Below are 23,984 nucleotides of genomic sequence, written 5' to 3'. Positions count from 1 at the left end.
GAAACTCAAGGAAGGATCATGTCTAAACCAAAATTGCCTCCTGAGTCTGAGGTAGTGACCTGGCTGCAAAGGCTTATCGAAAACGACCAGTTACTCGAAAGCATTCAAGGTCAGGAAATCATCACCTCCATCACGGATGCGATCGGGCAGGATTTTTTCATTCCGTCTTTCGGCATCGATTACATCTCTCGACGTGCCTCGGCGGAGGCTGCTGGGCACTTGCTGGGCCGCCTAGGATTGCTGGAGATCATTTCAATCAACACCAGTATTTCGCTTACTACCGGTGAAGTGCTGCGTCCCGACATTCTCTGTTTTAATCCCGAGTCGAAGACCCTCGTGGTTTTTGAGGTTAAACGAGCGAGCGAGACTGAGCGGCAGACCGTTACCGAACTTGCAGGTTATGAACAGGAGCTGCGGAACCTGCTCCCATTCCTGGGCAATTTCGACATTTGTTTTGTGGTGGTGGCAGCAGACTGGACGACACTTCTGACACACGCAGTCGGTAGCATGAATGCATGGTCGGGCAAGCAATGCTTGGCACTCAAGTTAGTGTCCAATGAATCCTCATTCGCACTGCAGGCCCATCTGCCCGAAGCATGGCATCTCACCGGTAGCGTGAGGCTGCCACCGGAGGCATTGCCCTCGATCGATCTGTACCTGGTCGAAAAATCAGCGGATGGCATCGACTATTACGAGGATGAGGGAACTGGCGATGGGGCTGGTGGTGGGCGGGCAGAGGAGGCTGGCACTGATGAACGACTGCCGCCACGATTAGTGATCACCGCAATGGATATCATTGCTCGTGCAGGCGACAGGGCAGGATCACACGGTTTCATGATGCTGTGGCGGGACGTCAATGGTTACGGGCGAGGACGGTGGTGCATCACATTGTGCGCCATCGACCCCTACTCAATGTACGTCTGGTGCAAGGAGCACGGGTTGCCACAGCGAGATTCTGAGGCTTCTTTGTTTCTGGACAGCTGCAAGGCCGACATCGCGGGTCAGACGCCTACCACAATCTACGACCTTGCTAACGCCGCCTTCCCCATTCTGGAGGAGCTGTTTGAGCCTGAGTTCGACGGCGACTTTTGTTGGCAAATGAAGGCGCGGCAAATTCGTCTGAGAGGGGTACCTACCAGGTTTGACTTCTGGGGAAGTCTCGGCCAACACGCGCGCGAGTTCGTCTGTAACCCGGCCGTGCGGAACCGGTACATGCCCTATATGAGTCGAAACCAACTCGACTGGACAGAGCCCGCAGTGGCGATGCCATTGGTGGAGAACCTGTCGGCGGGAATGCCGTTCCCTGGGGGGACAATTAAGTGCAGTGATGCGTTCCTCGCGGGCCGGGTGTTGGGTGATCTCGCTCTGGCCGCCTTCGATGCAGCTCCCGACAAGGTGCACGCGGCGAGATTTGAGCCCGTGGTTGAATGGGCGCAGTTGGAGGCGCTGCGTTATGCGATCGAAATGAAACAGATGTATGACGTGACGGAAGAAATCGCCACTCCAATACCCATGCTGTCCAATGACCCGTCAAAAAGGCTTCAAGCGACAGAGGATCTTGCGAATTGGGTGCGGACTGATCTGATCAGTGATCGGCATCCGTTCCATCAGGCGTGTTTTGTTCTGGGTTTGCGTGAGGCAATGCTTTTCAGGTTATCCGAGGAAGGAAGCATTCATCGCTTTCCTCCTGATCGACCTCACGAGGCGGCCTTGTTAATTCGGCGCATCCTGAAAGGGGCGATTCCTAGGATGAAGGGCAGTCAAGGTCAGCTTTTACAGTCTGCGGGGTATCGCGATCTCGAAGAATACCTGGCGCCGCATTTGGCTTCTTGTCTGGATGGGCGGGGTGACGTCGACGGCGTGCGGTTGGACGCAGTGCTTGATGAGATTCTAGATCTTGAGCTACTCAGAGCGTTTCCCGGCACACTCGTAAAAGGGATCGATTCGATCGTTCCCGTCGTTCTTCATACCGTTAGCCCAGCGTTTCCCGTGACTGTCGATTGGGAGTGGTTGAAGTCTGGGGTGAGGGCGTTGTTCGAATCGGGAGATCATCGCCCCGCAGTAATTTTTAACCAGGACGGTACAGTGGGGACTGGTCGGATATTGGGAATCGGTAAATTCCTCTCACCCATCACGGATCCTGATGTGGAGGTTTATCTTCTCGATGAAACATCAGCACGGAGCATTGCCATGAAAATGACGTGGGAGAAGGTCAAGGATTTCTATGCTGAACGGAGCATAGGCATTGCCTGAGCACTCTCAGCTCATTGGGCTCTGCGTCCTTCAGCACGGGACGATCTGCTCATCGAGCGTTCCCTAAGGCTGCAAGCTAGCATCCGAAAGGCGCGAAGGTGGGCTCGGTCAACGTTAAAGCCGTGCGTTGATCCACTCCCAAACATTCTTGCTGGGCCACCCTTGGTGTTCACCATTGTTGAGTTTGGTGGCCACTTGGTTTATCCGCATAAATGCGTGCAGCAAGGTTGGCTAGAAATCCATTTTTTAACTTCGTTGTCCCAGCCTGGTTCGCAAAACTCAAGGCTGGGCCAGTAATTGTGAAACTCTTCGTAATCTAGCGCTCTCGCGTTTTTCTGAGATTTCTCGGATATAAACCCCCACACAATGTACATCCGCTCTTTCCAATTGGATGTAGAAAGCATATGCATTGGTGTGCATTCAGGAAAACCAAGGTTCAATATGGAAGCACTGAAGGATTCGACTACTGCCGGCGTAAACCTTGAGTCGTACTCATTGGTCGCGTCAATGCCGTGATATAACAGTCCAATGTACTGGAATGCACTATGATCTATGCTGTCCTGTTTTTTGATGCTGTGAAAAGAATTGAGGTTATAGCCTTCGGGCGTTTGGGTTACGCTGAAGCTGATTTTTAGGTCGGACATTGATGTTCTCTTTTTTATTTTATGGTAACGAGGGAGCAAACACCGGTGCAACTCTGAGAGATTAGATTTCTAGGGGGGCTATGTGCGAATTTTGCAATGTAGGTTGTGGGCTGGCTGCTTGCATTCATTCCCCGGTAACTTTGCTTACTTGATATCAAAGGCTTTCGATTTTTATATGCTGACCTATGAGGTCATGGCCTGATGAGTTAGTGAGTATTCGGCTTGTTGATGGCTAGCAGGGCTTTGTTTGAAATTAATTGATTCCGTAGCGAGAAATCCGCATTGGAGGTTGCTGGCTGAAAGTCTCCATCGACATAGTAAAGAGGAAAACAGAGTCGCAATCGAGGATGTCGGTATGGAATGCAGAGCAACTGAATATCGATTTGCTTAGGGTATTTGGATGGCAGGTGGAGATTGCTGAGCAGGATGAATCTTTTGGGGTCTCTGGCAAGTACTTGAAGCTTTACCGGGTTTCCAGGCCTGGCCAACCTGATTGCAAGAAATCTTATGTCAGCCCAATGCCTATCGATATACCTGACTTCGCTATCCATAACGCCGGTTGGCTCTGCCGTGATACTATCTCCTAGGCTACAAACAAGGACGCCGTGATGAAGGTAGATTCAGACGAAAAAACGACCTCGTGATCGGTAAGAATTGAGGTTGCCAATGAATGCTACGACTTGCAGGGTTTGGATTCCCCCCTGTCGGAGCTGTAGATGTTCAAGGCATTCTCACCCGTTTGAGTCGAAATCTATTCACATCCGCGACTACATCTGCACGACGCTTGGAGCATTCATAAGTAGTGGTGCTCTATGTCAGTACTATTATCAGAAGGGGCTGAGTACACGCGGCGATGCGCAGACTTAGCTCAACCGCTCGCATCCTCGTGAATTGTCGGATGAAGTCGGTAATCCAGTCAGGCAGCTTCTGTTGAAAGCAAGAATGATCTCTAAGGCTCCAAGGCTGGATCTCACGCCACCTTAAGCAAGCGCTCCATGGATTCCGTCAGAGACTGTTCCCTTTCAATGTATATTTCTTTGCTGATTTTTTCTTTCGCGAAATCATCCAGCAACCGTTTTCTCCGCTTCTGATATGTTTCGTAAATTTTGGCCACTTCAACATTATGAATGATCTGCTCGTACTTGGATTTGGTCTTGAATGCTGTGTCCACGTAGCCCAGTAGGCTCTCCAGTGTGGCGTGACCGCTCTTGGTTAGCGCTCGCTCGGCCAGCATCTTGTTAGTCATCAACGTCTGCCTGAACGAGTCTGGGCTCAGTGCCTGTGTTTCGGCAATTAACCGGGCGACAATGTTCGTACAATATGCATGTCTGAAGAGGTGCGCGCAGGCTTGTTCTTCGACTCCGGCAGCGCGACGGATCAAAGAAAATTCAGTTGTGAAAGTGTCTATCCCAAGCGGGCGACCACCACGCTCGGTGACAAACAGGAATCCGTGATCCGGGACGCCTTTGAATCGCTTCATGATGATGAAGCGGTCGCCGCGAATATAGTTCATGAGCTCGTCAATCATGGGAGGGCTAAGCTCAAGTGCTCGTGTCAGCCCCATCCCGCCTCGTTTTAGAGTGGTGACTGAAATAGTGGGTTGTTTTACTTTGGCGGCGGCAAGCACTTCGGCAACTGTAATGGGTTGAATCTCGCCGCGTCGCGCGCCTAATTCCTCGAATAATGAAATCATCAGGTGTCGACGATTATTTAAAAATTCCGACGTCGACATCTCATCAATAGCATTACGCAATTTTTCGATCGTGGCTTCTCCAATCGGCTGACGAGTCTTCTTCGCCTCAGGTGTCCTGAACGACCTGTGGTGAACGCTGGAGCGTGTGAAGGCCTTTCCATTTCGATAGTAAACTGAGTCCACCATGTAAATTGATATGGTTCCATCTATACCGACGAAATTGTGTAAGCCGCTCATTTCACCCACGTAAGCAAGAAAGCTTAAGCACCTTCTACCAATGCCAACAATCGTACGCTCAGTTCTTTTGCGCTGGTTGGGTTGATTGCGCTTCATTTCTCTGCGAAGTCCGTCGATGAACTCGCAGAAGTCGTCATCGGATAGAGCGATAAAACTGAGGTTATTGTAATAGCAGAATCTGATCAGGTGGCTGATCTTCCCAGCGTACTCGCCAAAGGTGCCCCCTTTGGTTCCGGCTCTGGATGGGCCATTGCCACCTCGGCCAGGTTTCATACGTGTCTTGATCATATAAGCATTGGCCTGTAGGCAGGGCATTCCATTTGGCCACGTCATAAAAGGCATGTTGCTGCCATCGAGCGTATGCAGCCTATCCAGCGATATGTAGTCGTAAAGTCGCAGTTTCGGAATCAGTGTAAATAATTGAGCGGATTCGGGGTACTCAACGCGTCGTTTGATCATGGGGCACCAGCTGCAAATGCTTCTTCATGGAGAGAATGGTCACGTCATCAAACGGTGCAGGGTTCAATCCCAGAATTTTGATGACCCTGTTGATGGCGTCCTTAATCCGCTTTTGCCGCAATCCTGTATTGGCCGTGTCAGCAATCGTGATCAAGTCCCTCCTGTTAACCTCCAGTGCCTGTATAAGCACCATGTTAACGGCTTGCAGGGAGGAGATAGTGTCCTTCAGTTCGTCGACCTGTTCCTCCAGCGCGGTTCGAGATCGCTTCTTTGGCGCAGCCTGTTGCTCTTCGAATTTGTATATCATTTGCTGCGCATGCGACCGCAGCCGGTCTAAATGTTGAAAATCTCTCTCCGCATCTGGTTGCGTGAGTCTTTTCTTCAAAGTGTTCAGGCTGACAGGCCGGATCGAGAAGTTTTCATCTCGTATTGAGAACTCCATATCCAAGGAGCATAGGCCCCCCTGGCTTTTGAGTGCATTCAACACCTGTTCGTTTTGCGAGTAACTGTCTGGCGAGCGTGCGATATCAACCAGCAATCTGAAAATGCTATCGATGGACTGATCAATTTGCTCGCGCTTGGATACTGTGCTCATCTTTGTTCAGCTCACAATGAATAGAATTTTCATAGATGTACCATTTTCATCTTTGAAGAATTGCGGTTCGAATCTGGCTTTCCCCTCGTTCAGCATGGCCGCAAGGTAGGTTTCAATTTTCCCCTCATCGACAAGCGCAAATGACGTAGTGCCGAACTGTGCAGATAGCAGATCCCGCAAATTTTTGTAGTTCTCCAGCCGGCCTTTTTTTGCCAAGCCTGCAAAATAACGTGCGCCTGCGCCTCGAATTTCTTTAGGCTCCATGCATTCGGTCAGATACCGCCAAATGTGTTCGATGTCGCGATGGCCAAACATCCAGCGCAAAGTATCCAATTCCCCAAAGCTGTTGGTGTAGAAAAACATGATGGCAAAGAAACGCCGCAGCTGATGTTGACGCACGTAATAACGCTCGCCACTTTCTGTGACATCGCTTTCGAAATAATCGCAGGCAAAATCCAGGTGACGGTTGTAAAGGTGCAGTGAACAGTCCTGGAGTACTTTATGCCCCATAGAAGGTGGAGTCGCGAACAGGTCGGTCAGGTCGTCGATAACGCCAAGACGCTTGAGTAGCTTTTGGAAGCGACGCAGCTCCTCAATCATTTCGACGGCGATGGCGTCGATGGGGCGAGACTCGCGCTGTCGAATGCCCAAGGCGTTACGAGTGGACTTGGCCAGCTTGAAGATAAGCCATGACTTTGTACTGTCCAGGCACTTTTGAGTCTCCAAAGTCACCAACTCATCAACGCGTCGCGCCATGATCATCCCGACGGTCAGTTGTATGCTGCCGAGGTATACGTAAACCAATTCAAGTAGTCCGTGATTTGCACGTATCCGCTTGAAGTATTGATTCCTGTCTCCTTTTCGTCGGGATCTCGCCCCGGTTTGGCGGTGACTAGAAAGACCTAGTTTTTTGACGCCAAAATCTACGAGCTCTGGGCCGATGATTTTCATGAAGTCGGCGTCAGCAAGTCGGATCATCGAAATGTTTTGGGCGTGGCAGTAGCTCGCGACTCTAATGAATCCATTTAGAATTTTCCTTCCGTGATCGACATGGAACTCCATGCTGCTACGGAACAGTTTCAATAGGTTTCCAGAGGGCACGCTTCTAAATCGGGATGGTTGATTAAGCTTTGGAGTATACTCTTTGATCGTAATCGTATCTGAGGGGGCAGGTAGCCCTAGCGCACTGAGCGATGCACTGCTCACGAGGGTGTACCTGTAGTAAAAGTACAATGATTCTTGGAGAAGCTCGGCTTCGCCGGTGGTAACTCTTACTGACGGATACTCTCGTTTGTAGTTCTGCTCGTTAGGGTAGAAGCTCAGTGCCTCCAACGCTGATTTTGCAGTCTGTCGTCCTCGTAGCGTGTCTGGGTACAGACGTTCAGAAAGCACTTTAGTGCTTATCTTGTAGCCGTTGTGGTTGTTTCCGTAATACAGGTTCGCTTTCATCATTGCTGCACGAACTCTCGGAATGTCGGAGGCGTTGATGTCGAGGCTCAGATCCTCACAGACGTCATCGCTGACCTCCAGCATACTCGGGTACTTGGCAAAAAACTCCTCGGCCTCAGCGTTGCTGAGGCCGCCTAGTTGAAGCGTGCAAAACGCAGACACGCGCTCATGCCATGCATAAATGGAGTCTTCAGACCGCGCAAAGGAGGCCAGTTGATTGAGTATCCCCTTCAAGTCATCAGCGTTCAAAGCACCTAGGCCGAAGGCGATAAGGTCGTAGCTTTGAGCATTAATCAGCAAGTAGTCGATGACTTTCAATGTGCAAGCTAAGCGCATGTTTTGAGAGTCGGGCGAGAGAGTAGCAAACTCATCGTTGACACCATTTGTGCTAATGATGAGTAGATGTTTAAGCGAGCGAAGCAAGATCTCATTCTTGTCGTCGGTCAAGAGGCTGCCATCCCAAAGACGAACCCCCCAATCAAGTTCGTAGGGTTTTTTCTGGTTGGTCAGTATTGCCCAGGAATTCTCATCGAATTTGCACCGCAGCCAGGATGCTGTTGTGTGAGGTGATGCTTCGACCAAGTCAAAGTCATCAAGAAATTCATATCCGGATTCACGACCAGTGAGCAGGGACATAGATCAGCGCCTCCATCTTCTTTGCATCGACCAGTTTCAACGCTGCGTCCAGATGCTTCTTCAGCAGCCGGTCATAACCACTGGAAATCTCGGCTTTGATTTTTCCTGCAAATGACGCCCAGTACTCAGCCTTGCCGCATACCCGCTCGCGATTGCTGGATCCCGTGACTGCTGCCTCCAGCGAGAGCAAGGAGGAGAGGAACGGCACTCCGATGGAAAGCACGGCCTCGCTGGTTTCAATGGGTTTGAGCTGCTCTTTTCGTTCAGGATCGGAAGCTTCGGGCGGAATCTCTTTGATCCGGTGGTTATCCAGGAAGGTATCCAGTTCATCCATGTTGTTGAACTTCGTCACACGAAGAAGGTGCGGGCTGTCCTTCATGGCCTCGCAGACCATCGCCTTCTGGAAGATCCTGATCCATCGAGCCTTGATGAAAGCCAGCAGGGCCTCCGGGAGGTAGTGGCTGAGCAAGTCTGGGTAATAGTGTTCATGGCCAAGAGCCTTGGACATCTCCTCAGTACTTTTACTCGCAATGAAAACTGCGACCGCCGCAGAAGCTCTGATGCGCCCTAGTCGCACTCTCTGAATAAAGTCCACCAGCTGCGTCTCTGGGAGATCGATGTGTGGTGTGAATTGAGCGATCAGTTGCTCGCGCAGACCGCTATTGTTAGCAAAGCTACTCTTATTCCATTGGGGAATAACGTCGGCCCCAAAGACGGTTGTTCCCCTGGCGGAGTTCACAAATAGCTGGCGCCAGACATCATTACCTTGGGCCTTAAGTTTTCGCCGACCGAGGCTAGTGATCTCGATGATGTCTTTAACGATGGAAAATGAGGTGTCATTGAGCTTAATGGTCTGCTCCCGGACATCCGACTGTTTACGGTCTTTGTAGCCAATGAGCAGCCGTTTCTCTTCGTTAAACCCTGATAACTGACCTGCCTGGTTATAGAGCTCGAATCCATTGAGAAAGTCCGCTGTGATCTCTGGGTGTTCAAGCACGAGAAGGCACTGAAATGGATACAGGCACCCTTTCAATTGGAAGCCATAGGTGCTGGCGAGGTGCATGGCGCTGCAACCCTCACCCGTGATCTGCTCGTGAACTTTGCAAAGAAAATTATGTGGCACCGTAGAAGTTATATCCTCCAAAGTCGCGCAGATGTCCGCCTGTGTATACCGCTTGACCATGCCACGGCCGGTGTACTCGATAATCGGGATGCCCTCCTTAGCTAGTGAGATTCGACGAGCAAAGCGGGATTTCAGATCTGCTGCCTGCTTGGTAGCCCAGTTACGCACCGTCGCGAGGTCGTTCTTGATATGAAAGAACAACACGTCGATAGCCTCGGCATCGGTTACGTGCAGTGGAATACTCGTGATTAGCTTTTCTTGTATAAGCAGGCCGCCTTCATCTTCACGCAGCCTCGTTTCCGAACCATGTTTGGTAGCTGGAGGAGGGCGTCGGATCGGTGAGGTAAGGCTTGCCCATACGCCTGTTTTGCAAAGGCAAGATTCAACGGCGTTGAGGAACTTGTTCCACGCTTTGATCTTGTATTTGCTGTCGTGGCCGTCTTTCTTGGCCTTATAAAAATGAGCAAGGGTGAACGCGTGCATGAATCGCTTCACGCCTTGTTCGCTCTCAAATGTGCGCAGAGGCCATTGAGCTTGATGTTTGTGGAGGTAGTCGAACATGAAGCCCCATTCGAGACGATAATCACCCCCTCGGCCACGGTAATGTTTCTCCAGCTGGACATACATGCCCTCGACAAAAGCCCTTCCATAAGCGGCCACGAGAGGGGCTAGTCTCAGGTGCGAGCTCCCACCACCTTCACGGAAAATCGTCCAACCTCCCCAGTACCACCTCTTGAAATCGTCCGCCGATGCCACTTTCGCGCATACGGCTGCATCAGGTTTGAATAGGGCAAAGTCCCAGCTAACGGCATGAAGATCAGGGTGCGTGAGTCGGGCTGTGGCTAGCACCTGATAGATGCGGCGACAGAACTTCACTGATTCTTTACTTGGCAAGTCAAGCAGTTCATCGCCAGCCAAGGCGGCTACGTAGCCTTCCAGGACTGTCTCGATCGCGGGGCCTCTAAGCGTCTCCATCGTGATCCGCTGACCAGTGATATCGCAGTACGCTTCGAGTACCTGTAGAGCAGGTCGAATTGTAAAACTTCTCGCCTTTGTTGACTGTCGGTAAACCTCGCCAGCCTGAAGGATCAGGTCGCCGACCTCTGGGTCGATCGCGGTAAGTGGATGGTAGAGGACAGTAGAGGCGCTTTTGATAATTGTCATTTTTTTCTAGCTGAGGATTTTGCCTTTAATGCCCGTTTTAGAGCGGTTAAGACAATAATGACAGCCATCGCTAAATAGTCAAACGAAAGAGCTGGGTTTCGAACTGAACCTGGATTTCAAAGAAGATTTGGCTGATGAAGCCATTGATGCTTTCCTCGACGCGTTCCTGAAAGAAGCCATGGAAGCCAACGGTCTGGGTTATGTGGGCGGCGATGACTTCGGTCTGGTGTGCCTGCAGAAGCGTGGCTCGGTGACCGAAGCACAGCGTGCCGCTGTTGAAGCCTGGCTCAAGGGCCGTAGCGAATTGACCAGCGCTGAAGTCAGCCCGCTGATCGACGTCTGGTACCCGGAAAAGCCGATCAATCCGGTAGCCTGATGTTCTAAAAAACGGCGACCCAAGAGGGTCGCCGTTTTTTTTTGTGAAGATCAAAGGATCGCAGCCTCGTTTCACTCGACAGCTCCTACGCAGCACCCACCATCGGATGCGTTGCCCTGTAGGAGCTGTCGAGTGAAACGAGGCTGCGATCTTTTTAGCTTTTACGCCAGTTCAAAATCAGCAACGTCAGCACACCCGCAACAATCCCCCAGAACGCCGAGCCGATGGAAAACAGCGTCAGCCCCGATGCCGTCACCATAAAGGTAATCAGCGCCGCTTCGCGTTCCTGCACTTGCGCCATGGCAATGCTCAGACCGTTGATGATCGAGCCGAACAGCGCCAGCGCGGCAATCGACAGCACCAGTTCTTTAGGCAACGCGGCAAACAACGCCGCCAGCGTCGCGCCGAATACCCCGGCAATCCCGTAGAAAATCCCGCACCAGACCGCTGCCGTGTAGCGCTTGTTGCGATCCTCATGGGCGTGCGGCCCGGTGCAGATCGCTGCGCTGATGGCGGCCAGGTTGATCCCGTGGGAACCGAACGGCGCCAACAGCAACGAGGCAATCCCGGTGGTGGTGATCAGCGGCGAGGCCGGCACGTTGTAGCCGTCGGCGCGCAAAACGGCGATGCCCGGCATGTTCTGCGAGGTCATCGCCACCACGAACAGCGGGATGCCGATGCTGATGGTCGCGGCCAGGGAGAAATGCGGCGTGGTCCAGACCGGCGTCGCGACTTCCAGGTGAAAGCCACTGAAATCCAGCAACCCCATGAAACCGGCCAGTGCGGTGCCAATCAATAGCGCCGCGAGCACGGCGTAGCGCGGTGACAGGCGCTTGACCAGCAAATACGTGAAGAACATCCCCAGGACCAGCCCGGTGCGGTGCTGGGCGGCGACGAAAATCTCGCTGCCGATCTTGAACAGAATCCCCGCCAGCAACGCTGCCGCCAATGAGGCCGGAATCTTTTTCACCAGCCGTTCGAAACTGCCCGTCAGGCCGCACACGGTCACCAACACTGCGCAAGTAATGTAGGCGCCGATGGCCTCGCCATAGGAAACACCGCCCAGGCTGGTGATTAGCAACGCCGCGCCGGGGGTCGACCAGGCGATGGTAATCGGGGTGCGATAGCGCAAGGACAGGCCGATCGAGCACACCGCCATGCCGATGGAGATTGCCCAGATCCACGACGAAATCTGCCCGCTGCTCAGGCCCGCCGCTTGCCCGGCCTGGAACATCAGCACCAGGGAGCTGGTGTAACCGGTCATCATGGCGATGAACCCGGCGACAATGGCCGAGGGCGACGTGTCGGTCAGGGGACGAAGCTGCGTGTGCGTGACGTCGGTCATGACAGCGGTGTTCCTTATACGGGTGAAGATGTGTAGGAGCTGTCGAGTGAAACGAGGCTGCGATCTTTTGATCTTGGAAAATCAACATCAAAGATCGCAGCCTCGTTTCACTCGACAGCTCCTACAGGATTCTGCGTTCAAGCCTAAACTGAAACGTAACCGGTCGTTGCGATACAGCAAAGGCGACAAACAGCCGTACAGTCGTGTTGCCACCCGCCATTGTGTACAATTGCAGTGTTTTTTACGCGATACTTGCCAGCGACCCACTGTGCCGTATTACAGTCACGGTCAATTCGCCGCAGTTCTCCCGACTCGAGTGCCCATGAACGAACAGTTGCAACCCCTCAAGAAACAACCGCGAGCAGGCAAAGCCGGCCGCAGCGGTACCCAGGACGATATTGTCTACGCGCATATCTTCGAGGCCATCCTCGAACAGCGTCTGGCGCCCGGCACCAAGTTGAGCGAAGAAGCGCTGGGGGAAATTTTCGGGGTCAGTCGCACCATCATTCGCCGCGCGCTGTCGCGTCTGGCCCATGAAGGCGTGGTGTTGCTGCGGCCGAATCGCGGCGCTGTGGTTGCCAGCCCGAGTGTCGAAGAGGCCCGTCAGGTGTTTATGGCGCGGCGTCTGGTGGAGCGGGCGATCACTGAGTTGGCGGTGCAGCACGCCACTGCCGAGCAGATTGCCGACTTGCGGCAGATGGTCAACGACGAGCGCGACAGCTTCTCCCGTGGCGATCGCGGTGCCGGTATTCGTCTGTCGGGCGAGTTTCACTTGAAACTGGCCGAAGCGGCGAAGAACGCGCCGCTGATCAGCTTCCAGCGCAGCCTGGTGTCCCAGACATCGCTGATCATCGCCCAGTATGAGAGCGGCAACCGTTCGCACTGTTCCTACGATGAACACACCCAGTTGATCGATGCCATCGAAGCGCGGGACGCGACGCTGGCAGTGGACCTGATGATGCATCACATGGACCACATCGACAGCAAACTCAACCTCGACGAAGAAAGCGCGTCGGATGATTTGCATGCGGTGTTCTCGCATCTGTTGCAGACCAAGAAGCCAGGGCGCTCGACTGCCAAGCTCTGATTTGTCGGGGCCGCCGAAAAGATCGCAGCCTTCGGCAGCTCCTACAGGGGCAATGCGTACACCCGTAGGAGCTGCCGAAGGCTGCGATCTTTTGGCATTCTGACAGGCAAAAAAAATCCCCCGCAACCAATCATTGCGGGGGATTTTTTATGCCCTGAAAACCTTAACGCTGATGCACCAGATTCCCCGCCGCGTACGTCTGCAGAACAGTCCGGTCATCCCCCAGCGTCATCAACACAAACAACGTCTCGGCAATGTTATTGGCCTGCTTCAGGCGATAGCTCAGCAGCGGCGTCGCGTTGTAGTCCAGCACCAGGAAGTCCGCGTCGGTACCCGGTTGCAGGGTGCCGATCTGGTCTTCCAGCCGCAGCGCGCGGGCGCCGCCGAGGGTGGCGAGGTACAGCGACTTGAACGGGCTCAGCCGTGCGCCTTGCAGCTGCATGACCTTGTACGCTTCGTTCAGGGTTTGCAGCAGCGAGAAACTGGTGCCGCCACCGACGTCCGTGCCCAGTCCGACATTCAGTTTGTGCTTCTCGGCCATCGGCAGGTTGAACAAGCCGCTGCCGAGGAAGAAGTTCGAGGTCGGGCAGAAGGCAATCGCCGATCCGGTCTGTGCCAGGCGCGCGCATTCGTCGTCGCACAGGTGCACACCGTGGGCAAACACTGAGCGCTCGCCGAGCAGTTGGTAGTGGTCGTAGACGTCCAGATAGCCCTTGCGCTCCGGGAACAGTGCCTTGACCCACTCGACTTCCTTGAGGTTTTCGCTGATGTGGGTCTGCATGTACAGATCCGGGTATTCGCTGAGCAACTGACCGGCGAGGGTCAGTTGCTCCGGGGTGCTGGTCGGGGCGAAGCGCGGGGTGACGGCGTAATGCAGGCGGCCCTTGCCGTGCCAGCGCTCGATCAGCGCCTTGCTTTCGACGTAGCTCGATTCGGCGGTGTCGGTCAGGTAGTCCGGCGCGTTGCGATCCATCATTACCTTGCCGGCGATCATCCGCAGATCCAGTTGCTCGGCAGCCTCGAAAAACGAGTTCACCGATTGCGGATGCACGCTGCCGAAGACCAGGGCGGTGGTGGTGCCGTTGCGCAGCAGTTCCTTGATGAAAATATCTGCCACTTCATCGGCGTGAACCTTGTCGGCGAACTGGCTTTCGCACGGAAAGGTGTAGGTGTTCAGCCAGTCCAGCAGTTGCTCGCCGTAGGCGCCGACCATGCCCGTTTGCGGCAGGTGAATGTGGGTGTCGATGAAGCCGGGGGTGATCAGTGCGTCCTGATAATGGGTGATCTCGATGTTGGCCGGCAGCGTTGGCAGCAATTCGCTGGCGTGGCCGATGGCGTTGATCTGGCCGTTCTCGACCACCAGCAGGCCGTCTTCGAAATACTCATACGAGGCTTCGATACCCACTTCGGCAGGGTCGGCGATGCTGTGCAAAATGGCGGCGCGGTAGGCTTTGCGAGTCATTGGCATGGGGTTCTCAATTAGTTCAAAGCTTTTCAGTTAGAAGCTTGGCTGCGGCGTGAAGCAGGCAGCAGTTTGGCGATCGATGATCCGGCGCTGGCGGTGTGCTGGCCGAAATTCGCGTTGTAAGTGGCGATGATTTCGCCGGCGATGGATATGGCGATTTCCACAGGCAACTTGCCTTTGACTTCGCCCAGCCCCATCGGGCAGCGCATGCGTTGCAGCACGGCGCTGTCGAAACCACGATCACGCAGGCGGTGTTCGAACTTCACCCGTTTGGTCTTCGAACCGATCAGGCCGAAGTAGGCGAAGTCGTTGCGCTTGAGGATCGCGGCGGTGAGTTCGAGGTCGAGTTGGTGGTTGTGAGTCATGACAATGCAGTAGCTGCCAGCGGGCAGGTCATCGACTTCATCCAGCGGTTCTTCGGTGACGATTTTGCGCACGCCGTGGGGGATCTGTTCGGGGAATTCGGCTTCCCGCGAATCGATCCAGCGCACCCGGCAGGGCAGGCTGGCGAGCAGCGGCACCAGCGCCCGACCGACGTGGCCGGCGCCGAATACAGCAATCTGCGCTTGCACCTGGCCCATCGGTTCGAACAGCAGCACGGTCACGCCGCCGCAGCACTGGCCCAGGCTGGCACCGAGGCTGAAGCGCTCCAGATGGGTGTCCTGCCGACCGCTGGCAAGCATCTCGCGGCCGATCTGCATGGCCTTGTATTCCAGATGCCCGCCACCAATGGTGTCGAATGTTTGCGTGGCGCTGATGACCATCTTCGAGCCGGCATTGCGCGGCGTTGAGCCGAGCTCTTCGATAATGGTCACCAACACACAGGGTTCACCCCGGTTTTGCAGGTCGGCGAGGGCGTCGATCCAGTTGTACATGGTTCACCTCAACATCTCTGTTGTCTGTTCGGGCCTCATCGCGGGCAAGCCACGCTCCCACAAGGAATGCATCGTACCTGTGGGAGCTTGCTTGCTTGCGATGGCCGCGCCTAGGTCTTACAGCGAAGCCAACTCGGCTTCAGCCTCAACAGGCTTCAAAGCCTTCAACCGGCGCATCTGCTCACACCCCCACAACACCCGCTCCGGCGTCGCCGGCGCGTCGATTTTCGGTTGATGCCGGTAGTCGCCCAAACTCGCCACGGCGTCCTTGATCGCGCACCAGACGGCGATGCCAAGCATGAACGGCGGCTCACCCACAGCCTTGGAATGGAACACCGTGTCTTCCGGGTTCTTGCGGTTTTCCACCAGCTTCACCCGCAGGTCCAACGGCATGTCCGCCACGGCCGGGATCTTGTAGCTGGCCGGGCCGTTGGTCATCAGTTTGCCTTTGTCGTTCCACACCAGTTCTTCCATGGTCAGCCAACCCATGCCCTGGATGAAACCACCCTCGACCTGACCGATGTCGATGGCCGGGTTCAACGAGGCGCCGACGTCGTGGAGGATGTCGGTGCGCAGCATCTTGTACTCGCCCGTCAGGGTGTCGACGATCACCTCGGCGCAGGCCGCGCCGAAGGCGTAGTAGTAGAACGGCCGACCGCGAGCCTGGCTGCGGTCGTAGTAGATTTTCGGAGTCTTGTAGAAGCCAGTGCTCGACAGCGATACCTGGGCGAAATACGCCTGCTGGATCAGCGCTTCGAACGTCAGGATGTGATCGCGAACCCGCACATGACCGTTGTGGAATTCCACGTCTTCTTCGCTGACCTTGTATTGCCGCGCGGCGAATTCCACCAGGCGTTTCTTGATGATCTCCGCGGCATTCTGTGCGGCTTTACCGTTGAGGTCGGCGCCGCTGGAAGCGGCGGTCGGCGAGGTGTTCGGCACTTTGTCGGTGTTGGTCGCGGTGATCTGCACCCGGTCCATTTCTACCTGGAATACTTCAGCCACGACTTGCGCAACCTTGGTGTTCAGGCCCTGGCCCATTTCGGTGCCGCCGTGGTTCAGGTGGATGCTGCCGTCGGTGTAGACATGCACCAGCGCACCGGCCTGGTTGAGGAAACTGGCGGTGAAGGAAATACCGAATTTGACCGGGGTCAGCGCCAGGCCTTTTTTCAGGATCGGGCTGTTGGCGTTGTAGCGACGGATCGCTTCGCGGCGCTCGGCGTACTGGCTGCTGGCTTCCAGTTCGGCGGTCATTTCCTCGAGCATGTTGTGCTCGACGGTCTGGTAGTAATGGGTAACGTTGCGCTCGGTCTTGCCGTAGTAGTTGGCCTTGCGCACCGCCAGTGGGTCGAGGCCCAGATGGCGGGCAATCGCGTCCATCACTTCTTCGATGGCGACCATGCCTTGCGGGCCGCCGAAACCACGGTAAGCGGTGTTCGACGCGGTGTTGGTCTTGCAGCGGTGACCATTGATGGTCGCATCGCCCAGGTAGTACGAGTTGTCGGCATGGAACATCGCGCGGTCGACAATCGAGGCCGACAAATCCGGTGAGCAACCGCAGTTACCGGCCAGCTCCAGGGCGATGCCGTGCAGGCGGCCGGTGCTGTCGAAGCCCACGTCGTACTCGACGTAGAACGGGTGACGCTTACCGGTCATCAGCATGTCTTCAACACGCGGCAGACGCATTTTGGTGGGTTGTCCGGTCAGGTGCGCGATCACCGCGCACAGGCACGCCGGGCTGGCCGCCTGGGTTTCCTTGCCGCCGAAACCACCGCCCATGCGGCGCATGTCGACGACGATCTTGTTCATCGACACGTCCAGCACTTCCGCCACCAGTTTCTGCACTTCGGTGGGGTTCTGGGTCGAGCAGTAAACGATCATCCCGCCGTCTTCAGTCGGCATCACCGAAGAGATCTGGGTTTCCAGATAAAAGTGTTCCTGGCCGCCGATGTGCAGCGTGCCTTGAATGCGATGCTCGGCAGTGGCCAAGGCATTGGCCGAATCGCCACGCTGATGGGTGTGGCTGTCGAGTACGAAATGGCGTTTGCGCAGGGCTTCGACCACGTCCAGGACGGGTTCGAGGTCTTCATATTCGATGATCGCCGCCATCGCGGCTTTGCGCGCGGTTTCCAGGTCTTTCGCGGCGACGGCGAGCACTGGTTGACCGACGAATTGCACGTCATCGATGGCCAGCAGCGGATCGCCCGGCAACAGCGGGCCGATGTCTTTCAGGCCCGGCACGTCTTCGTGGGTGATGGCGATGCGCACGCCTTCGAAGGCGTAGCAGGGCTTGGTGTCGATGCTGATGATTTTCGCGTGGGCGCGGTCCGACAGCCGTGCATAAACGTGCAGCTGATTGGGGAATTCCAGCCGATCGTCGATGTACTGTGCTTCACCGGACACATGCTTGGCGGCGCTGTCGTGCTTGACGCTGCGGCCGACTCCGGTGGTCAGGTCCTTGGCGAACAATTCAGCCAGTTCGGCTTGGGTCTTCTCTACGGCGTGATGATTAGACATAAGCGGTCACCCGAGTCTCGATGTGCGGTGTTTGCAGTTCGATGAAGTATTTGCGCAGCAGGTTCTGCGCGCTGAGCAGGCGGTATTCCTTGCTGGCGCGGAAGTCCGAGAGCGGTGTGAAATCTTCGGCCAGTGCGGCGCAGGCGCGTTCAATGGTGGCGTTGTTGAACGGTGCGCCAACCAGCGCGGCTTCGCAGTTTTTCGCACGTTTGGGGATGGCCGCCATGCCGCCGAAAGCAACGCGGGCGTCGGCGACTACGCCATTGTCGATGCGCAGGTTGAATGCTGCGCAGACTGCGGAAATGTCGTCGTCCAGACGCTTCGACACCTTGTAGGCGCGGAACAGTTGTTCAACGCTGGCGCGAGGCACGATGATCTTCTCGATGAACTCGCTTTCCTGGCGCGCGGTGACCCGGTAATCGATGAAGTAATCTTCCAGGGCCAGGGTGCGGCGAGTCTCGCCTTTGCACAGCACGATCTGCGCGCCAAGGGCGATCAGCAGCGGTGGCGAGTCACCGATCGGCGAGGCGTTGCCGATATTGCCGCCGAGGGTGCCCTGGTTGCGAATCTGCAACGAAGCGAAGCGCTGCAGCAATTCGCCGAAGTCCGGGTACTCGGCCTTCAAAGCGTCGTAACAGTCGGAGAGGGCGGTGGCGGCGCCGATTTCCAGGCGCTCGTCGAAGCGTTCTATGCGCTTCATTTCGGCGACGTTGCCGACGTAGATCATCACCGGCAAGGTGCGGTGGAATTGCGTGACTTCCAGCGCCAGGTCGGTACCGCCGGCCAGCAGGCGGGCCTGTGGATAAGCGTCGTAGAGGTCGGCCAGATCGGCCACGGTCAGCGGCACCAGGCAGCGTTTGTCGCCACTGTTGAGTTCACCGATGTCGGTGGGGGCGATGGCTTTCAGGCGAGCGATGGTGTCAGCCTCACGGGCATCGAACTGGTCCGGTTGCTTGCCGCAGCAGGATTGCTCGGCGGCGGCCAGGATCGGCCGATAACCAGTGCAGCGGCAGAGGTTGCCGGCCAGGGCTTCATGGGCCTTGTGGGAGTCCGGTTGATCGCTGTTCTTTTGCAGGGCGAACAGCGACATGACAAAGCCCGGGGTGCAGAAACCGCATTGCGAGCCATGGCACTCGACCATGGCTTTTTGCACGCTGTGCAGTTGGCCTTGGTGCTTGAGGTCTTCGACGCTGATCAGTTGCTTGCCGTGCAGCGACGAAACAAAGGTCAGGCACGAGTTGAGGCTGCGATAGCGAATGTGTTCGCGGCCATCGTCATCCGTCTGCAGCTCGCCGACCACCACAGTGCACGCGCCACAGTCACCGCTGGCGCAGCCTTCTTTGGTGCCGGGTTTGCCCACATGTTCGCGCAAGTAATTGAGCACAGTCAGGTTCGGGTCCAGGGCGTGCTCGCTACGGAGTTCCTGGTTGAGTAAAAACTGGATCACGGATGGCCTCGCAGACTCATTATTGTTGTTAACCGACATGAACCGAATTTATCAGGTCTGACTTTCCGGTCAATGATTTTCTGACTTAAAGGTCAGGAAATAGCGTTTTGTCGATCAACGACTCGTTCCTTCATTATTGACCCTCACGGGATAGCCTGCTTTTTGCTTGAATCGTGCCAAAAACCGCTGGGTGGGCACTCCGCCATGACCCCTCAATTGCGCTACACTGCGCCGCTTGTGCAGATCGAAGAGTTTGAAGGACAACCATGACGTTCAAGGCGCCGGACAGCCTCGCCGAGCAAATCGCTCACCACCTCGCCGAACGTATCATTCGCGGCGAAATGAAGCCGGGGGAGCGCATCCAGGAACAGAAGGTCACGCTGGCCCTCAATGTCAGCCGCGGTTCAGTCCGTGAGGCCTTGCTGATCCTCGAACGCCGCCACTTGATCGCGATTTTGCCGCGACGTGGCGCCCACGTGACCGAACTGACGGCGCACAAGGTGCAGAGCCTGTGCACGCTGATGAGCGAGTTGTACATATTGCTCGGCAACGCCGTGGCCAGCGGTTGGCAAGTCCAGGCCGACATGGTGCCATTCCTGCAGATCCAGCAGCGCCTGACCGCCAGCTACGAACGCCAGGACATCCGCACGTTCGTCGACGACAGCTTCAGCGTGATGCGCGCCGCGTATCCGTTCGCCAACAACCCGTACTTGCAGGAAACCGTCGAGAATCTGCAGCCGGCCATGAGCCGTGCGTATTTCCTGGCGTTGGAGCAGCGCAAGGCCTCGATGAGCGAGTTCCTGGAACTGTTCGAACGCCTGCTGGCCGCCGTGCTGGCCCGTGACTTTGCGCAGATCCGCGTGGTGCTGACGGCGTATGCCCAGCGCAGTTGCGATCTGGTGGTTTCTGCCTTGACGGTCGCTTAAGCGTGCGGCTCAAGTGCATTAAACTGGCGGGGTTCAAATCCTTCGTCGACCCGACCACGGTGAACTTCCCCAGTAACATGGCGGCGGTGGTCGGGCCCAATGGTTGTGGCAAGTCGAACATCATCGACGCCGTGCGTTGGGTGATGGGCGAGAGCTCGGCCAAGAACTTGCGCGGCGAGTCGATGACCGACGTCATCTTCAACGGCTCAACCAGCCGTAAGCCGGTGAGCCAGGCGAGCATCGAACTGGTGTTCGATAACTCCGACGGCACCTTGCTCGGCGAATGGGCGGCCTATGCGGAAATTTCCATTCGCCGCAAAGTGACCCGCGACAGCCAGACCACCTATTACCTCAACGGCGCCAAATGCCGCCGCCGCGATATCACCGACATTTTTCTGGGTACCGGCCTCGGCCCGCGCAGCTATTCGATTATCGAGCAGGGGATGATCTCCAAGCTGATCGAATCCAAGCCCGAAGACCTGCGCAATTTCATCGAAGAAGCGGCGGGCATCTCCAAGTACAAGGAGCGTCGACGCGAAACCGAAAACCGCATCCGCCGCACCCACGAAAACCTGGCCCGCCTGACCGACCTGCGCGAAGAGCTCGAGCGTCAGCTTGAACGCTTGCACCGCCAGGCCGAGGCGGCCAAGAAGTATCAGGAATACAAGGGCGAAGAGCGTCAGCTCAAGGCCCAGTTGTCAGCCCTGCGCTGGCAGGCGCTGAACGAGCAGGTTGGCCAGCGCGAAGCGATCATCGGCACCCAGGAAATCACCTTCGAAGCCCTGGTGGCCGAGCAGCGCAACGCCGACGCGGCCATCGAACGCCTGCGTGACGGGCATCACGACCTGTCCGAGCGCTTCAATCTGGTGCAGGGGCGCTTCTATTCGGTCGGCGGCGACATCGCCCGGGTCGAGCAGAGCATCCAGCACGGCCAGCAGCGCTTGCGTCAATTGCAGGACGATCTGAAAGAAGCCGAGCGCGCGCGGTTGGAAACCGAATCGCACTTGGGCCATGACCGCACCTTGCTGCTGACCCTGGGCGAAGAGCTGGACATGCTCACGCCGGAACAGGAAGTCACCAGCGCCGCCGCCGAAGAAGCCGCCGCCGCACTGGAAGAATCCGAAACCACCATGCACGGCTGGCAGGAGCAGTGGGACACTTTCAACCTCACCGCCGCCGAGCCGCGTCGCCAGGCTGAAGTTCAGCAGTCGCGGATCCAGCAGCTGGAAACCAGCATGGAGCGATTGGCCGATCGCCAGAAGCGTCTGGCCGAAGAGCGCGCGCTGCTCTCGGCAGACCCGGAAGACGCGGCGATCATGGAACTCAGCGAGCAGTTGGCCGCATCCGAGGCGACGCTGGAAGACTTGCAGGCCAGTGAAGAAGCGCAAGTTGAACGCCTCGAGCAACTGCGTCAGGAATTGCAGCAAGCGCTGTCGGCACAGCAACAAGCCCAAGGTGATTTGCAGCGGCTCAACGGTCGGCTGGCATCTTTGGAAGCCTTGCAGCAAGCCGCGCTCGATCCGGGCACCGGCACCGCCGAATGGCTGCGCGAACAGCATCTGGCGGATCGTCCGCGTTTGGCCGAAGGCCTGAAAGTTGAAGCGGGTTGGGAGCTGGCGGTGGAAACCGTGCTCGGCGCCGACCTGCAAGCGGTGCTGGTGGACGACTTCGGTGATTTCGATCTGGCCGGGTTTGCCCAAGGCGATCTGCGCCTGCTCAGCCCGGCCAGCGATGGCGTGCGCATGCCCGGCAGTTTGCTCGACAAGGTCGAGGCGCAGATCGATCTGTCGCCTTGGCTGGGGCAGGTCAAGCCGGTCGACAGCCTTGAACAGGCCTTGGCCTTGCGCGGGCAATTGGCTGCCGGCCAAAGCCTGATCAGCCGCGACGGTTACTGGGTCGGCAGGCACTTTTTACGCGTGCGTCGGGCCAGCGAGGCAGAAAGCGGCGTGCTCGCCCGTGGCCAGGAAATCCAGCGGCTGGGGCTTGAGCGCGAAGAGCGCGAAGCCACGGTTGAAACTCTGGAAACCCAGCTTCAGAATCTCAGGGCGCAACAGCGTCAGCAGGAAAACGGCCGCGAACATTTACGCCGTCTGCTGCAAGACGAAGCGCGTCAGCAGGGTGAGTTGAAAGCCCAGTTGTCGGCTGGTAAAGCCAAGGTCGAACAGTTGACCCTGCGCCGCAGCCGTCTCGATGAAGAACTCACCGAGCTCAGCGAACAGCGCGCCCTGGAACACGAAAACATCGGCGAAGCGCGCCTGCAATTGCAGGAAGCCCTCGACAGCATGGCGGTGGATACCGAGCAGCGCGAGTTGCTGCTGGCCCAGCGCGACAGCCTGCGCGAACGCCTCGACCGGGTGCGCCAGGAAGCCCGGCAGCACAAGGACCATGCGCATCAATTGGCGGTGCGCCTGGGGTCGCTGAAGGCGCAACACGATTCCACCCGTCAGGCTCTTGAGCGGCTGGAAATGCAGGCAGAGCGCCTGACCGAGAAGCGCGAACAGCTGAGCCTCAACCTGGAAGAGGGCGAGGCGCCGCTGGAAGAGCTGCGGCTGAAGCTCGAAGAGTTGCTCGACAAACGCATGACTGTCGACGAAGAGCTCAAGACCGCGCAAATCGCCATGGAAGACGCCGACCGTGAACTGCGCGATGCCGAAAAGCGCCGGACTCAGGCCGAGCAGCAATCCCAGTTGATTCGCAGCCAGCTCGAACAGCAGCGCATGGAATGGCAAGCGTTGACGGTGCGACGCAAGACCTTGCAGGATCAATTGCTCGAAGACGGCTACGATCTCAATGGCGTGCTCGCCACACTGGTGGCCGGGGTCAGCGAGAAAGACGCCGAAGAAGAACTCGAGCGTATTGCCGCGCGGATTCAGCGCCTCGGCGCGATCAACCTCGCGGCCATCGACGAATACCAGCAACAATCCGAGCGTAAACGTTATCTGGATGCCCAGAACGACGATCTGGTGGAAGCACTGGACACTCTCGAGAACGTGATTCGCAAGATCGACAAGGAAACCCGGAACCGCTTCAAAGATACCTTTGATCAGATCAATGGCGGTTTACAGGCCCTTTTCCCAAAAGTTTTCGGTGGAGGCAGCGCCTATTTGGAACTGACGGGCGAAGATCTACTCGATACAGGGGTGACGATCATGGCGCGGCCGCCAGGAAAGAAGAACAGCACCATCCATTTGCTCTCCGGTGGCGAAAAAGCCCTGACCGCATTGGCCCTGGTATTTGCCATCTTCAAGTTGAATCCGGCGCCGTTCTGCATGCTCGATGAGGTTGACGCACCATTGGATGACGCTAACGTTGGACGCTACGCGCGGCTGGTCAAAGAGATGTCGCAGACGGTGCAGTTCATCTATATCACCCACAACAAGATCGCCATGGAAATGGCCGATCAATTGATGGGGGTGACGATGCACGAACCGGGTTGCTCGCGTCTGGTGGCAGTGGATGTGGAGGAGGCGATGGCCATGGTGGACGCCTGAGTCATTGCATGTAGGGCAGGTAATTTTGAGCTGTAGGGCTTTTTTACCTGGCTTGACTTGCTGGCCAATCGACATATTCGCGCAAGCCAATGTGACAGACGGTGTAAAGTTATCTTTGGTCGTGCTAGTTTAATGTCAATTTTTCGTATGCGTGGGCAAAACGCCTGTCAGAACATAGAGTTGGCGCCACGTTTTAAAGCGG

15 protein-coding genes are annotated in these 23,984 nt (G+C 56.3%); 5 read left to right on the top strand and 10 right to left on the bottom strand.

All coding sequences use genetic code 11. The annotated features are described in order from the left end of the window. The first annotated feature begins 18 nt into the window (after positions 1–18). Positions 19–2,253: a hypothetical protein gene (locus ACEN9A_RS20200; protein ID WP_413386136.1), complete on the top strand. Its 2,235-nt coding sequence runs from the start codon at positions 19–21 to the stop codon at positions 2,251–2,253. Positions 2,254–2,453: 200 nt separating this feature from the next. Here ACEN9A_RS20200 and ACEN9A_RS20195 read toward each other — a convergent pair whose 3' ends face one another. The 5 genes from ACEN9A_RS20195 to ACEN9A_RS20175 all read right to left on the bottom strand — a co-directional run bounded on the left by ACEN9A_RS20195 (position 2,454) and on the right by ACEN9A_RS20175 (position 10,253). Next, complete coding sequence (locus ACEN9A_RS20195; RefSeq protein WP_028941135.1) at positions 2,454–2,897, bottom strand: hypothetical protein; 444 nt, start codon at positions 2,895–2,897, stop codon at positions 2,454–2,456. Positions 2,898–3,867: 970 nt separating this feature from the next. Beyond that, positions 3,868–5,286: a site-specific integrase gene (locus tag ACEN9A_RS20190; RefSeq protein ID WP_028941137.1), complete on the bottom strand. Its 1,419-nt coding sequence runs from the start codon at positions 5,284–5,286 to the stop codon at positions 3,868–3,870. Next, the gene (locus ACEN9A_RS20185) at positions 5,267–5,881 is read right to left on the bottom strand and encodes a hypothetical protein (protein ID WP_028941138.1); all 615 of its coding nucleotides are present in this window, start codon (positions 5,879–5,881) and stop codon (positions 5,267–5,269) included. Before ACEN9A_RS20185 ends, ACEN9A_RS20190 begins: the two co-directional genes overlap by 20 nt. 6 nt (positions 5,882–5,887) lie before the next feature. Then, positions 5,888–7,966 (bottom strand): hypothetical protein, encoded by a 2,079-nt coding sequence (locus tag ACEN9A_RS20180; protein ID WP_028941139.1) that lies wholly within the window; start codon positions 7,964–7,966, stop codon positions 5,888–5,890. Continuing rightward, positions 7,944–10,253, bottom strand: a complete 2,310-nt coding sequence (locus ACEN9A_RS20175; RefSeq protein ID WP_413386139.1) for a hypothetical protein — start codon at positions 10,251–10,253, stop codon at positions 7,944–7,946. The genes ACEN9A_RS20180 and ACEN9A_RS20175 overlap by 23 nt, the downstream gene beginning before the upstream one ends. A 91-nt stretch (positions 10,254–10,344) precedes the next feature. Here ACEN9A_RS20175 and ACEN9A_RS20170 point away from each other — a divergent pair, with 91 nt between their 5' ends. Continuing rightward, positions 10,345–10,629, top strand: coding sequence for a 50S ribosome-binding protein YggL (locus ACEN9A_RS20170; RefSeq protein ID WP_026331760.1), 285 nt, complete (start codon positions 10,345–10,347; stop codon positions 10,627–10,629). Between the two features lie 154 nt (positions 10,630–10,783). Here ACEN9A_RS20170 and ACEN9A_RS20165 read toward each other — a convergent pair whose 3' ends face one another. Next, positions 10,784–11,974: a benzoate/H(+) symporter BenE family transporter gene (locus ACEN9A_RS20165; protein ID WP_019648272.1), complete on the bottom strand. Its 1,191-nt coding sequence runs from the start codon at positions 11,972–11,974 to the stop codon at positions 10,784–10,786. A 322-nt stretch (positions 11,975–12,296) separates the two neighbouring features. Between ACEN9A_RS20165 and ACEN9A_RS20160 the strand changes: the two genes are divergently transcribed. Further along, positions 12,297–13,061 carry a GntR family transcriptional regulator gene (locus ACEN9A_RS20160; protein ID WP_007941070.1) on the top strand — a complete coding sequence of 255 codons (765 nt, stop codon included), beginning with the start codon at positions 12,297–12,299 and terminating at the stop codon, positions 13,059–13,061. A 163-nt stretch (positions 13,062–13,224) separates the two neighbouring features. Here ACEN9A_RS20160 and guaD read toward each other — a convergent pair whose 3' ends face one another. The 4 genes from guaD to xdhA all read right to left on the bottom strand — a co-directional run bounded on the left by guaD (position 13,225) and on the right by xdhA (position 19,365). Continuing rightward, positions 13,225–14,523 (bottom strand): guanine deaminase, encoded by a 1,299-nt coding sequence (gene guaD / locus ACEN9A_RS20155; RefSeq protein WP_258674206.1) that lies wholly within the window; start codon positions 14,521–14,523, stop codon positions 13,225–13,227. A 32-nt stretch (positions 14,524–14,555) separates the two neighbouring features. After that, positions 14,556–15,401: a xanthine dehydrogenase accessory protein XdhC gene (gene xdhC / locus ACEN9A_RS20150; RefSeq protein WP_019579882.1), complete on the bottom strand. Its 846-nt coding sequence runs from the start codon at positions 15,399–15,401 to the stop codon at positions 14,556–14,558. Between the two features lie 117 nt (positions 15,402–15,518). Further along, positions 15,519–17,918, bottom strand: a complete 2,400-nt coding sequence (gene xdhB / locus ACEN9A_RS20145; RefSeq protein ID WP_258670190.1) for a xanthine dehydrogenase molybdopterin binding subunit — start codon at positions 17,916–17,918, stop codon at positions 15,519–15,521. Further along, on the bottom strand, positions 17,911–19,365 hold the full coding sequence (gene xdhA / locus ACEN9A_RS20140) for a xanthine dehydrogenase small subunit (RefSeq protein ID WP_258670188.1): 1,455 nt from the start codon (positions 19,363–19,365) through the stop codon (positions 17,911–17,913). The genes xdhB and xdhA overlap by 8 nt, the downstream gene beginning before the upstream one ends. 266 nt (positions 19,366–19,631) lie before the next feature. On the opposite strand from xdhA, the gene ACEN9A_RS20135 reads away from it, so the two are divergent. After that, complete coding sequence (locus ACEN9A_RS20135) at positions 19,632–20,291, top strand: GntR family transcriptional regulator (protein ID WP_019648276.1); 660 nt, start codon at positions 19,632–19,634, stop codon at positions 20,289–20,291. A 2-nt stretch (positions 20,292–20,293) separates the two neighbouring features. After that, complete coding sequence (smc, locus tag ACEN9A_RS20130) at positions 20,294–23,782, top strand: chromosome segregation protein SMC (RefSeq protein ID WP_258670185.1); 3,489 nt, start codon at positions 20,294–20,296, stop codon at positions 23,780–23,782. Positions 23,783–23,984: the final 202 nt, after the last annotated feature.

This window comes from Pseudomonas sp. Pseusp18 (assembly GCF_059506005.1).
The sequence above is the reverse complement of the archived record's forward strand: the minus strand, read 5'-3'. Positions and strand labels throughout refer to the sequence as shown.